The organism is Pseudomonas sp. IT-P74 (assembly GCF_949768175.1).
Classification (GTDB): domain Bacteria; phylum Pseudomonadota; class Gammaproteobacteria; order Pseudomonadales; family Pseudomonadaceae; genus Aquipseudomonas.
In genome coordinates this window covers 175,859-188,987 of sequence record NZ_CATKQD010000006.1, presented here as the reverse complement: position 1 = coordinate 188,987, position 13,129 = coordinate 175,859, and the positions used below count along the sequence as shown (strand labels likewise).

Here is a 13,129-nt window from a genome sequence, read left to right as displayed (position 1 = left end):
GACGCGTGCCGTCCACCAGCACGATGCCCTCCACCGATCTGGCGAAGTCGATCGCGTGAACGGTAAACCCAGAGGTTGTAATGAACACCCCGCGCTTGGCCTTTTGCCCCGCGAGCGCACCATAAAAAGCCTGCAGTTCAGGACGGCCCACCGTGCTCTGCCAGCGCTTGGCTTGCACGTAAACCTTTTCCAGTCCCAGCTTGTCGAGCGAGATAATGCCGTCGATGCCGGCATCACCAGAGCCGCCCACACGCTGCAGATCGTTGCGGCTGGCGCCGTACCCCAGGCGATGAAGCACATCCAGCACAATCACTTCAAAGCGGTTAGGGCTGACCTGCAGCAAGTTATCCAACAGGTCGGCCGCCGTGGCGTCACGCAACTCCTGCAGCGCTTGTGCAAGTCGATCGTCCGGGCTAGCGGTGGCAGAGCTCACGTCGGGCTCAACGGCAGGCTGGTCATCCAATGGGGCGGCATCGGCGGCGACTTTCAGCTTCACATTCATGTAACCAATCGCCAATTGTTCCACTTCTTCGGCTGGTAAGGGGGACGGGTGTTTTTCCGCGTAGGCCACACCCGTGTCTGTCAGTTTCCAGTAGCCACGCTTGGCACTGCTGGACAGGCCGGCACGCTTGAGCCGATCGTGCGCCCAGCCCGCCCGGTTTTTATAGGTGGCCTGACCACTGGCGATCAGCTCCTCTTGTTGCTCTTCAGCCAGTTGCAACGTCTTGGCAGCAGCTTCCTGGGCATCCCGGGTTGGCGCACCATCGGGTTTGGTGGCGAGAAAACGCAGCACGGGTTCAATGAACTGATCGTAAGTGGGTACAGACATGGACGCTTCCTTGTGATTCCCGCGTTTTCGCGGATCAGCGGCCGAGTATAGTTGAACGTCTTGCAGGGATCGGCCGAAGGGTTTTGTCCATGCGTGATAAATTCCGCCGTCCGGCAGACGCACACTATGATACTGCTCGCCTGTGCAGCGGGAACCGAAGCGACGGAGGAGCGGCTAACCCAGTGCTTGGGTGTGGGTCAAGGAAGAGGTTTTGTATCGGGCCTGCGTTCTGCGCGTTTTTCAGGCATTAAAAAGCCGGCTTGTGGCCGGCTTCTCGGGGACTGGCTTGGATCATTTTTGGTAAACCGCGCCAGCCTTCAAAACGTACACCCGGATCTTGCGTCCGGCTGTGGGACCTGGTGAGAAAGTCATCTGTCAGGCCAGTGCATCTGAGCCGCAGGGCGGGTCGATGCGCAAATGTGGGGCGCAGCATACGCAGGTTTAAGGGAAATTCCCAGCGGGAAGTGCCGGGCAGAGCCGTTTGGCCACCCGGGTGGGCGGCCGATGGGTGTTCTTGAGTGCTTAAAGAAAGGGCACCGTTGGCCGTCGTTTGTTCAGGGTCGACCACCAGAACACCCAGCCCAGCACCCTGATGTTCTGCTCTTCGATTTGTGCGGCCCTGAAGATTTCATCCGGGTATTCGGCGCGGTTGTGGCTGCGCAGTCGCAGGGAATTGCCCGGCATTCGGTGCAGGTACTTGATGCGCAGCATGCCGTCATGTTCGATGGCGTAGATCTCGCCATCGACAATCTGGGTCAGGCCACGGTCAATTGCCAGGGTCGAACCGTCTTCGATTTTCTCTCCCATGCTGTTGCCGCTCATCAGGGCGCAGATGGCGTCGGCGTGGTTGATTTCCAGGGAATCGAGGTGGCTGCGGGGCAGGCGGATGGATTTCTCGGGGTCTTCTATGACGTGGGTTTTGTTGGAACCGGGGGCTGTGACAGCTTCCTTGAGGAATGGCAGTTCGACGTCGACAGGCTCGATGACCGTATAGACACCGCGAATAGTCTGGGCATCGAAGGTGTTGCCGGTTTCGTCGAGCAGGCGCAGGTGCTGGGCATCCTTCGAGCCTTCGCCGGTTTTCAGCCAGTCGCTGCTGACCGAGAGTTTTCGGGCGACTTCTTCCATGCAATGGGCGGGCACACCGCGGGTGTACCAGTTATGTACATTTTGCGGAGCCGTATCCAGGAATTCGGCAAAACCGGTGGTCGTGATGTTCGCTGCTTCGAGGAGCGCTTTAAAGCGTGAGCCGCTAGTGTTCTTTTTCATGAACGCGAGTCTACTGGCGGCTAACAAGGGTTTGAATAAACGCCTCGTTCAAATTTCGCGGGAAATTTACGACCGGATGTAAGACGCTCTTGGGGAATTTTAAACAAGCAAAAACCATGTGATGGCGTGTTTAAACGGGGTGTTTGGCGTGCTTATCAAGCGCCCATAAAAAACCCCGGATCTCCCGGGGTTTTTCTTGCCGCTAGCAGCTAAAAGCCTGCAGCCGGGCTTAGCCTTTGTAGGCAGCAACCGACTTGGTGATCGCTTCGCGGGCGGCGTCTGCACCGGCCCAGCCTTCGATCTTCACCCATTTGCCTTTTTCGAGATCTTTGTAGTTCGCGAAGAAGTGCTCGATCTGCTGGATCAGCAGTGGTGGCAGGTCGGTGTATTCCTTCACGTCGACGTACAGCTGGGACAGCTTGTCGTGTGGGACTGCGATGACTTTGGCATCGCCGCCGCCGTCGTCGGTCATGTTCAGGATGCCGACCGGACGGGCGCGGATAACCGAACCTGGAGCAACCGGGTAAGGGGTTACGACCAGCACGTCGAGGGGATCACCGTCGTCAGCCAGGGTGTTCGGGATGTAACCGTAGTTGGCCGGGTAGAACATTGGGGTGGCCATGAAACGGTCAACGAACAGGCAATCGCTGTCTTTGTCGATTTCGTATTTGATCGGCGCGTGGTTGGCCGGAATCTCGATCGCGACGTAGATGTCGTTCGGCAGGTCTTTGCCAGCCGGAATCTTGCTGTAGCTCATTGGGCGTTGCCCCCGTTAGTTGACCAAAAACACTTGGCCGGATTGACCAAAAAGTGGCGGCGATTATAGGCATATTCCTGTGTCGACGCCATGGACCAGAAGTCGTATGGCGCTTACTGGTGTGCCTGATAGACAGGGTCATGCGCCTGAAGTTGCTTTAATCTCGCGAGTGGATCCTGGCGATAGAACAGCTTCAACTGCTGGTACACCTGTGGATAAGCCTCGTGCAGCAAATCCGGGGCGCTGAAGAAGTATTCGCTGGTGACGGCGAAGAATTCGGCAGGGTTCTCGGCGGCATAGGGGTCGATGGCGGTTTCGGCGTCGGGATTGCGTTCCAGTTGCCGGTCGAGGTCGTCGTAGGCCTCTTGCATGACGTTGGCCCAGTCGCTGATGCGCATGTCGGCATGCAACGGCGGCAGGCCGTTGGCTACACCGTTGAGCATGTCGAGCTTGTGCGCCAATTCGTGGATCACCAGGTTGTAGCCTTCCCAGCCACCACTGGCCATTACACCGGGCCAGGCGAGGATGATCGGGCCTTGCTCCCAGGCTTCACCGCTGTGTTCACCGTCCCATTCGTGCTCGACACCGCTGGCATCGCGGTAGCGCTGGGGGCTGAGGAAGTCGTCGGGGTAGAGGATGATTTCGTGGAAGCCCTGATACCAGTTCAGGTCGCCGAGGTGCAGCAGCGGCAATTGCGCCTGGGCTGCAAGCAGCAAGCGTTGTTCCTGATGCAGTTCGACACCGGGCAGGGCGCTCAGGTGCTTGTCTTCGAGGAACAGCACACAGGCTTCGCGCAGCCATTGGTCTTCGGCGGCGCTGATGCCGTCGAGAAAACTCAGGTGGTGGCGCACCCGTTGCCACAGGTCATCGGCAATCGGGTGTTTTGCCAGGGTGCGCCGACGACGCCAGGCGCTCAGGGACCACATCGTGTCAGCGCGATTCGGCTTTGGAGTTCGAACCGGCAAGGCGGTTACGCACCATGCCGATGATCATCGGCACCAGCGAGATCAGGATGATGCCGACTACCAGTAGTGACAGGTTCTTCTTGATGAAAGGCACGTTGCCGAAGAAGTAACCGAGTGTCACCAGGCCGCCGACCCACAGGATGGTGCCCAGCACGCTGAATGCAAAGAAACGCGGATAGGGCATTTTCCCCACGCCGGCGACGAACGGTGCAAAGGTACGGATGATCGGCAGGAAGCGCGCCAGGGTCACGGTTTTGCCGCCGTGCTTGTCGTAGAAATCGTGGGTTTGTTGCAGGTAGTCACGACGGAAGATCTTCGAGTCCGGATTGCTGAACAGCTTTTCACCCGCCGTTCGTCCGATGATGTAGTTGGTACTGTCGCCCAGGATCGCTGCCAGCATCAGCAGGCCGCCGAGCAGTACCGGGTCCATGCCGCCACCGGCCGCCACGGCGCCGGCAATGAACAGCAGGGAGTCGCCCGGCAGGAAGGGCATGACCACAAGGCCGGTTTCACAGAAGATCACCATGAACAGAATGGCGTAGATCCATGCCCCGTAGTTGGTTACAAGCATGTCGAGGTAGACGTCGAGATGCAGGACAATGTCGATCGGGTTGAAATCCATGGATAGCACCTGTGGTGACGGCCCGACTCAGCAGGCCTGTGCGGATGACTTCGCGTAAGACTACGGATAGGGGTAGTTTTTCTTACAAGCCGGGAATATCGGGATTATACGAGGCGAGTGGTGAAATTCGCGTCGAGATTGTAGCGGGGAATGTCATCACGGGGCTGATGTTTGATAACGAACAGGTGGGAGCGAACCTGCTCGCGATGCCGACGCTTCGTTGGACCAGTGTAATCCGATCGATGCCATCGCGAGCAGGGTGCAGCTGATTCAGAGTTCGTCGCTGATCGGCAGCACATAGTTCTTGAATTCGGTGTCTTCCCTGAATCCGATGGACTCGTAGGTTTTCTGCGCGACTTCGTTGTTGCTGCTGGTGGAAACACGCATGCGCACGGCATTGGTTTCCTTGGCCATTTTTTTTGCGGTGCGGATCAGGTTGTCGGCCACTAACTGGCGGCGGGCGTCCTCGGCGACATAAATATCGTTGAGGATCCACACACGTTTGAGCGAAAGCGAAGAGAAACTCGGGTAAAGCTGACAGAAACCCATCAGTTTGTTGCTGTCGTCATCGGACAGCGCCAGGTAGATCACCGACTCCTTGCGACGCAGGCGTTTTTCAAGGAACGCCCGGGACGAGTCCGGATACGGCAGGGAACCATAAAACTCGCGATATTTGACGAACAACGGGGTCAGCAGGTCCAGGTGTTCGAGGGTCGCTTGAATAATCCGCATGGTAGGTCTCGTCTTCAAGTGGCTGTCTTACGTCTCTGACGGCGATGGGAAACCCTTGGCGGCCGCGCCACGATCCTGCCTGAAACTGGTACGAATGTGCAATGCGCAAGCGGTTCAAGCATTCGGCGGGCCGAGCAGGAAATTTCCTTTCACGTCGCCTCCCGTGTCCGATTCCAGTGTCTGAACCTGCGCTTCGTCCTTCAGGTTCACCCCTGACAACTGCCGCCGGCAGGCTTCGCGCATCAAGTACAGCAAACGGTGTGCCGCCATGCCGTAGCTCAGGCCTTCGAGCCGGACATTGGAGATGCAATTACGGTAGGCATCGGTAAGGCCGACCTTGGGATTGTAGGTGAAATATAAACCCAGGCTGTCCGGAGAGCTGAGGCCAGGGCGTTCGCCGATGAGGATCACGGTCATTTTTGCGCCAAGCAACTCACCGATCTCATCGGCGACGGCCACCCGGCCCTGTTCCACGAGTATGACTGGCGCAACAGTCCAGCTGTCGCCAGCCATTTGCTCTTCGAAACGCGCCAGAAACGGCAGGGTATGGCGATGAACGGCCAGTGCCGACAGGCCGTCGGCAACCACGATCACCAGATCCACGCCTCCCGGATGGGCTGTCGCGTAATCACGCAGGGTCTGCGCCGAGGCATCACTTAGTTTTCGCCCCAGGTCGGGGCGTTGCAGGTAGGTGTTGCGATCCGGCGCCGCACTGTGCAGCAAAAGACTCTCGCGATCACGTTCGGCCAATTGCGCGCTGAGGGAGGCATGCTCAAACGGCAAGTGCACCGCATCCCGCGCCTGAGCGTGGGCGTACTGGAAGTCCAGTTGCGCGTGGGTGGGAATGCTGGTGCCGGTGCGACCCAGTGCGATTCGCGCCGGCGTCAGGCGTCGCAGTTCCAGCCATGGGTTGTGTGGATCGAAGGGTAGTTTGTCCATGTCAATGCTCATCCCAGTTGCGCCAAGGCCTGCCGGAAGGCCGGCGGCAGGCTGTCGCCGAAGAGAACCCTGCCATCGGCTTGAGTAAAGATGCCCATTCTCGCCAGCCACTGTTCGAATTCCGGTGCGGGCTTCAGGCCCAGGGTCTGTCGGGCGTAGAGCGCATCGTGGAACGAGGTGGTCTGGTAGTTGAGCATGATGTCGTCGGAGCCGGGGATGCCCATGATGAAGTTGATCCCGGCGACGCCCAGCAGGGTCAGCAGGGTGTCCATGTCATCCTGGTCAGCTTCGGCGTGGTTGGTGTAGCAGATGTCGCAACCCATGGGCACACCGAGCAATTTGCCGCAGAAGTGGTCTTCCAGGCCGGCGCGGATGATCTGTTTGCCGTTGTACAGGTATTCCGGGCCGATGAAGCCGACGACGGTATTCACCAGGAACGGTTTGAAATGCCGCGCAACGGCATAGGCGCGGGTTTCGCAGGTTTGTTGATCGACGCCATGGTGGGCGTTGGCCGACAGGGCACTGCCCTGGCCGGTTTCGAAATACATCAGGTTTTGCCCGAGTGTGCCGCGATTGAGGCTCAATCCTGCGTCGTAACCTTCCTGCAATATACTGAGGTTGATGCCGAAACTGGCGTTGGCTGCTTCGGTGCCCGCGATCGATTGGAACACCAGGTCCAGCGGGACGCCGCGATTGACCGCTTCGATCGACGTGGTGACGTGGGTCAGCACGCACGCCTGGGTCGGGATTTCGTAGCGCTGGATGATCGCGTCGAGCATTTCCAGCATCGCGCAGATCGAGGCGATGCTGTCGGTGGCCGGGTTGATGCCGATCATGGCATCGCCGTTGCCGTGCAGCAGGCCGTCGAGAATGCTCGCGGCGATGCCGGCCGGTTCGTCGGTGGGGTGATTCGGTTGCAGGCGAGTGGACAGTCGACCGCGCAGACCCAGGGTGCCTCGAAACTGCGTGACCACGCGGATTTTTTGCGCCACCAGCACCAGATCCTGCACACGCATGATCTTCGATACGGCGGCGGCCATTTCCGGCGTCAGGCCGGGGGCGAGGGCGCGCAGGACCTGTTCGTCGGCGGCATCACTGAGCAACCAGTCGCGAAAGCCGCCAACGGTGAGATGGCTGACGACCGCAAAGGCTTGTTTGTCGTGGGTATCGATGATCAGTCGGGTGACTTCATCGGACTCATAGGGAATCAACACTTCTTGCAGGAAGTGGGATAGCGGAATGTCGGCCAAAGTCATCTGGGCCGCGACGCGCTCGCCGTCATTGAGGGCCGCGACGCCGGCCAGAAAATCCCCGGAGCGCGCCGGGCTGGCCTTGGCCATCACATCCTTGAGGCTGTCGAAGCGATAGGTCTGGGCGCCGACGGAATGGGCATATACGGCCATGGGGCGGGGCCTCCTGTTATGTACAAGTCTTCAGTTCACGACCGACCCTTGTGGGAGCGAGCCTGCTCGCGATACGGGCGACTCGGTCTGGTATTTACACTGCGGTGATGCAATCGCGAGCAGGCTCGCTCCCACAGGGAATCGGTGTGCACTTCAATAATGCAGGCGCCAGGCTCGTGGCCCGGCACCGGTGCATTCATATACTTTCGAGCATAGCGTCTGCCGGAGCCTCGGAACGTTGCTTGGCGGTCAACTGGAAGTACAGGTAACCGGCAACCATGAAACCGAGGAAAACCAGGCCGATCACGGTGTTGAACCAGGCCATCGCCACCAGGCACACCACCGCCAGAAACAGCGCGATCCCCGGCACGATCGGATAGCCCGGCGCGCGAAAGGTGCGCTCCAGGTTCGGTTCGGTCTTACGCAGCTTGAACAGGCTCAGCATACTGATGATGTACATCACGATGGCACCGAATACCGACATGGTGATCATCGCCGCCGTCAGGGTCATGCCTTGCAGGTTGACCAGGCCGTCGCTGTAGATCGCCGCGATGCCGATCACGCCGCCGGCCAGGATCGCCCGATGCGGGGTCTGGAAGCGCGAGAGTTTGGCCAGCCCCTTGGGCAGGTATCCGGCGCGAGCCAGGGCGAAGAACTGCCGTGAATAGCCAAGAATGATCCCGTGGAAACTCGCCACCAGGCCGAACAGGCCGATCCATACCAGCATGTGCATCCAGGTCGAGTTATTGCCGACCACGGCTTTCATCGCCTGGGGCAGTGGATCGTTGATGTTCGACAGCTGACGCCAGTCGCCGACGCCGCCAGCCATCACCATCACGCCGATGGCCAGGAACACCAGGGTCAGAATGCCGCTGACGTAGGCCCTGGGGATCGTGCGTTTCGGGTCCTTGGCTTCCTCGGCGGCCATGGCCGCGCCTTCGATGGCGAGGAAGAACCAGATCGCAAAGGGGATCGCCGCAAAGATCCCGGGAATCGAGTCCATCGTGAACTCGTTCGAACCCGACCAGCCATTGAGTACGAAGTTGCTGAAGCTGAAGCCCGGGGCGACCACGCCCATGAACACCAGCAATTCAGCGACTGCCAGCACGGTGACCACCAGTTCGAAGGTGGCCGCGATGCTGACGCCGAGGATGTTCAGGCCCATGAACACGAAATAGGCGCCAACGGCGGCGATCTTCGGGTCCAGCTCCGGGTATTGCACGTTGAGGTAGGCGCCGATGGCCATGGCGATGGCTGGTGGCGCAAAGACGAATTCGATCAGGGTGGCGATGCCGGCGATCAACCCGCCTTTCTCGCCAAAGGCCCGGCGGCTGTAGGCAAACGGCCCGCCAGCGTGGGGGATCGCCGTCGTCAGTTCGGTGAAGCTGAAGATGAAGCAGGTGTACATCGTCGCCACCATCAACGCGGTGACGAGAAAACCCAGTGTGCCTGCGGTGCCCCAGCCGTAACTCCAGCCGAAGTACTCGCCGGAAATCACCAGGCCGACGGCAATGCCCCATAAATGCAGGGTGCCGAGTGTGGGTTTGAGCTGTGTGGAAGAAGTAGTCATAAGTCCTCTCTAATTTTTATTGTTCGATCTTTTTGGACTTTCGGGTCTGACGGGTGGGTGAAATTCCTGAATAACGGGTACGCAAGGCCCGTGCCAGAGCGGCCAGGCGTTGGGTGTTGAGTCATTTAGGACGCCATCGCGAGCAAGCTCGCTCCCACAGGGATCTCTGGTGGGTTGCAAATCCACTGTGGGAGCGAACTTGCTCGCGATGGCTGCTTGAAGGGCGACACAGAGTTACCTGTGTCGCCCCCGGTTTTTAGAAGAAGCCCAGCGGATTGATGTCGTAACTCACCAGCAGGTTTTTGGTCTGCTGATAGTGGTCGAGCATCATCTTGTGGGTTTCACGGCCGACGCCGGACTTCTTGTAGCCACCGAACGCGGCATGCGCCGGGTACAGGTGGTAGCAGTTGGTCCACACACGACCGGCCTTGATCGCCCGGCCCATGCGGTAGGCGCGGTTGATGTCGCGGGTCCAGAGGCCGGCACCCAGGCCGAACTCGGTGTCGTTGGCGATGGCCAGGGCTTCGGCTTCGTCCTTGAAGGTGGTGATGCTCACCACCGGGCCAAAGATTTCTTCCTGGAACACGCGCATTTTGTTGGTGCCCTTGAGCAGCGTCGGCTGGATGTAATACCCGCTCGCCAGGTTGCCCTCGAGTTTTTCCACCTTGCCGCCGGTCAGCAATTCGGCGCCTTCGCCCTTGGCGATTTCCAGGTACGAAAGGATTTTGTCGAATTGCTGTTCGGACGCCTGGGCGCCGACCATGGTGTCGGTGTCCAGCGGGTCGCCACGTTTGATTTGCAGGACCTTCTTCATCACCACTTGCATGAATTCGTCGTAGATCGACTCTTGCACCAGCGCGCGGGAAGGGCAGGTGCAGACTTCGCCCTGGTTGAAGAACGCCAGCACCAGGCCTTCGGCGGCCTTCTCGATGAACGACGGTTCGGCCTTCATGATGTCTTCGAAGAAGATGTTCGGCGACTTGCCGCCCAGCTCCACGGTGGACGGAATGATGTTTTCCGCCGCGCATTTCATGATGTGCGAGCCCACCGGAGTCGATCCGGTGAAGGCGATCTTGGCGATGCGTTTGCTGGTGGCCAGGGCCTCGCCGGCTTCGCGGCCGAAACCCTGCACGATGTTCAGCACGCCCGGTGGCAGCAGGTCGCCGATCAGTTCGAGCAGCACGGTGATGCCCAGCGGGGTTTGCTCGGCAGGCTTGAGCACCACGCAGTTACCGGCGGCCAGGGCTGGGGCGAGTTTCCAGGCGGCCATCAGGATCGGGAAGTTCCAAGGAATGATCTGCCCGACCACGCCCAGCGGTTCATGGATGTGATAGGCCACGGTGTTGCCATCAATCTCGGCGGCGCTGCCTTCCTGGGCACGGATGCAACCGGCGAAGTAGCGGAAGTGGTCGGCGGCCAGCGGGATGTCGGCGTTGAGGGTTTCACGCACGGCTTTGCCGTTGTCCCAGGATTCGGTGATTGCCAGCAGTTCGAGGTTCTGTTCGATGCGGTCGGCGATTTTCAGCAGCACCAGTGAGCGCGCCTGGGCGGACGTGGCGCCCCAGGCATCGGCGGCCGCGTGGGCAGCGTCCAGGGCCTTGTCGATGTCTTCGGCCGTGGAACGGGGGAATTCGGCAATGGGTTGGCCATTCACTGGCGAGGTATTGGTGAAGTACTGACCTTTGACAGGCGCGACGAACTCGCCGCCGATGTAGTTACCGTATTTGGCTTTGAACGAAACGATAGCGCCTTCAGTACCGGGGTGAGCGTAACGCATGGTGGTCTCTCCTTGCTTTTGTGCTTATAGGGAGTCGCGCATGTGCGCTTGCTTTAAGCGTAGAGCAAGGGCCGGGCCAGTGCCTCGCATGTCAGGTAAATCAAGGCCTTGCGAGTTTTTTGTCGGACGGGCGGGCAGCGCCTGTGACGCTTTCGGTACAGCTCTGGTGACACTTTGTACCCTTTTTGGCACAGCTTGTGACCAACCGGTCTTGCAGGCATTGCAATGCGGGCCGGGCTGGAGGATGCTCGGCATCACCTCATGCACGGGACGCCGAGCCCCGGGGAGAATAATAAGAAATGCACGACAACCATTTGAGTCGCCATGCCCAGCAAGTATTGACGGTGACCCAGGGCAAGACCCACCTGCACGGTCCTGGCAGCGATCCGTCCATCGCCCGTTCCTGGCTGCGCTGCCTTGAGGACTATCACCTCGATCCGGCCCTGAGCATTGCGCCAACGGTGCTGGAACATGGCCGTGTCCTGGAAAGCCGCGAACGCTTGCAGCAGGTTCTGCACATCGCCGGCAATGAAATGACCAGCCTGCATCAACAACTCTCCGGCGCCGGCCATGCGGTGCTGCTGACCGACGCCCGCGGCGTGATCCTCAACTGCGTTACCGCGCCCGCCGAACGGCAGATTTTCGAACGCGCCGGCCTCTGGCTCGGTGCCGACTGGAGCGAAGCCTGTGAAGGCACCAACGGCATCGGCACCTGCCTGGTGGAGCGTCAGTCGCTGACCATCCATCAGGACGAACACTTTCGCGGTCGCCACACCGGCCTGACCTGCTCGGCGAGCCCGGTCTTCGATCCCCATGGCGAATTGCTGGCGGTACTCGACGTGTCGTCGGCGCGGCGCGATGTGTCGCGGCAAAGTCAGTTCCACACCATGGCCCTGGTCAATCTGTCGGCGAAGATGATCGAGAGCTGCTACTTCCTGCGCTGCTTCGACAATCAATGGTTGCTGCGTTTTCACTTGCAGGCCGAGTCCGTCGGTTTGTTCAGTGAAGGGTTGCTGGCGTTCGACGGGGAAGGGCGCATTTGTGCGGTCAACCAGAGTGCGCTGAACCTGCTGGGACATATTCGCGGCGGCTTGCTGGGTAAACCGGTGGAGGCGTTTTTCGATTGCTCGCTCGATGAGTTGCTCGGTCGCGCGAGCACCAATGCCGCCGCCAGTTGGCCGTTGCGCACCCGTGATGGTCGCAAGCTGTTCGCGGTATTGCGTGGTGAGGCGCGGCGGTCGCTGCCGACTCCGATGGTGCCGGCGGCCAAGGTGGTACAAGCACCGCGCCTGTCGGGCATTTGCCTGGATGACGCGACGTTGCAGGCGGATTTCCGCAAAGCCTTGCGCGTCTATGAGCGCGACGTGCCGCTGCTGATCAACGGCGAAACCGGGTCTGGCAAGGAGGCCTTTGCCAAAGCGGTGCACCACGCCAGCCAGCGGGCAGTGAAAGCCTTTGTCGCCCTCAATTGCGCGGCCATTCCCGAAAGCCTGATCGAAAGCGAGCTGTTCGGATACCGCGGCGGCAGCTTTACCGGTGCGCGCAAGGAGGGCATGCGCGGCAAGTTGCAACAGGCCGATGGCGGGACGTTGTTCCTCGATGAAATCGGTGACATGCCACTGGCCATGCAGACGCGCTTGCTGAGGGTGCTGGAAGACCGGCAAGTGGTGCCGATCGGTGGCGAGCCGGAATCGGTTAACGTGCGGATCATCAGTGCCACTCACCGTAACTTGCTTGATCGTGTGCAGGACGGCAGCTTCCGTGAGGATTTGTATTACCGGCTCAACGGGCTGGAAGTCGCGTTGCCGCCGTTGCGCGAGCGTAGCGACAAATCCCGGCTGCTCGATTTTCTGCTGGCCGAGGAGGCGGGCGCAGAAACCGTGTTGATCGACGGGCCGGCGCGGGAGGCTTTATTGGGGTTCGCCTGGCCGGGCAACGTGCGGCAGTTGCGAAATGTGCTGCGTACGTTGACCGCCCTGTGTGAGGACGGGCGGATTGGCCTGGAGGATTTGCCGGCGATGATTCGCCTGGCGCGGCCGGTGGTGTCGACGATTGAAGAGGTATCGGAGCATCCGCTGGAAGATGCCGAGCGGCTGGCGTTGCTCACGGCGCTGGAGCAGACACGCTGGCACATGACCAACACGGCGGAGCAGTTGGGGGTCAGCCGCAATACGCTTTACAGGAAGCTGCGTAAACACGGTATTGCCCGGTAGACCGCGTCGCGTCCTTCGCGAGCAGGCTCGCTCCCACAGGGGCTGCGCAGTCC

At 60.1% G+C, this 13,129-nt stretch carries 11 protein-coding genes; 1 reads left to right on the top strand and 10 read right to left on the bottom strand.

Annotation, left to right across the window (positions count from 1 at the left end):
- The 10 genes from ACM6J5_RS06460 to ACM6J5_RS06415 all read right to left on the bottom strand — a co-directional run.
- Window positions 1-829: restriction endonuclease (locus ACM6J5_RS06460; RefSeq protein ID WP_414928028.1), on the bottom strand; the 829-nt coding region annotated here is incomplete at its 3' end.
- Window positions 830-1,351: 522 nt separating this feature from the next.
- Window positions 1,352-2,098 (bottom strand): S24 family peptidase, encoded by a 747-nt coding sequence (locus tag ACM6J5_RS06455; RefSeq protein ID WP_095941960.1) that lies wholly within the window; start codon window positions 2,096-2,098, stop codon window positions 1,352-1,354.
- A 229-nt stretch (window positions 2,099-2,327) separates the two neighbouring features.
- Window positions 2,328-2,855: an inorganic diphosphatase gene (gene ppa / locus ACM6J5_RS06450; RefSeq protein ID WP_003205933.1), complete on the bottom strand. Its 528-nt coding sequence runs from the start codon at window positions 2,853-2,855 to the stop codon at window positions 2,328-2,330.
- A gap of 113 nt (window positions 2,856-2,968) precedes the next feature.
- A complete protein-coding gene (locus ACM6J5_RS06445) occupies window positions 2,969-3,781 on the bottom strand; it encodes a zinc-dependent peptidase (protein WP_095941961.1) in 813 nt (270 codons plus the stop codon).
- Window positions 3,782-3,785: 4 nt separating this feature from the next.
- Window positions 3,786-4,442 carry a DedA family protein gene (locus ACM6J5_RS06440; RefSeq protein WP_008052342.1) on the bottom strand — a complete coding sequence of 219 codons (657 nt, stop codon included), beginning with the start codon at window positions 4,440-4,442 and terminating at the stop codon, window positions 3,786-3,788.
- A gap of 270 nt (window positions 4,443-4,712) precedes the next feature.
- Entirely contained in the window at window positions 4,713-5,174 is a 462-nt protein-coding gene (locus tag ACM6J5_RS06435; protein ID WP_095941962.1) for a GNAT family N-acetyltransferase, read from the bottom strand.
- A 114-nt stretch (window positions 5,175-5,288) separates the two neighbouring features.
- Window positions 5,289-6,113, bottom strand: coding sequence for an ethanolamine ammonia-lyase subunit EutC (gene eutC, locus ACM6J5_RS06430; protein ID WP_095942067.1), 825 nt, complete (start codon window positions 6,111-6,113; stop codon window positions 5,289-5,291).
- Between the two features lie 8 nt (window positions 6,114-6,121).
- Window positions 6,122-7,516 (bottom strand): ethanolamine ammonia-lyase subunit EutB, encoded by a 1,395-nt coding sequence (locus ACM6J5_RS06425; RefSeq protein ID WP_414928027.1) that lies wholly within the window; start codon window positions 7,514-7,516, stop codon window positions 6,122-6,124.
- Window positions 7,517-7,712: 196 nt separating this feature from the next.
- On the bottom strand, window positions 7,713-9,086 hold the full coding sequence (eat, locus tag ACM6J5_RS06420) for an ethanolamine permease (RefSeq protein ID WP_414928026.1): 1,374 nt from the start codon (window positions 9,084-9,086) through the stop codon (window positions 7,713-7,715).
- Between the two features lie 256 nt (window positions 9,087-9,342).
- Window positions 9,343-10,863 (bottom strand): aldehyde dehydrogenase family protein, encoded by a 1,521-nt coding sequence (locus tag ACM6J5_RS06415; RefSeq protein WP_150672672.1) that lies wholly within the window; start codon window positions 10,861-10,863, stop codon window positions 9,343-9,345.
- A 299-nt stretch (window positions 10,864-11,162) separates the two neighbouring features.
- Between ACM6J5_RS06415 and ACM6J5_RS06410 the strand changes: the two genes are divergently transcribed.
- Window positions 11,163-13,076 (top strand): sigma-54-dependent Fis family transcriptional regulator, encoded by a 1,914-nt coding sequence (locus ACM6J5_RS06410; protein WP_414928025.1) that lies wholly within the window; start codon window positions 11,163-11,165, stop codon window positions 13,074-13,076.
- Window positions 13,077-13,129 lie beyond the last annotated feature (53 nt).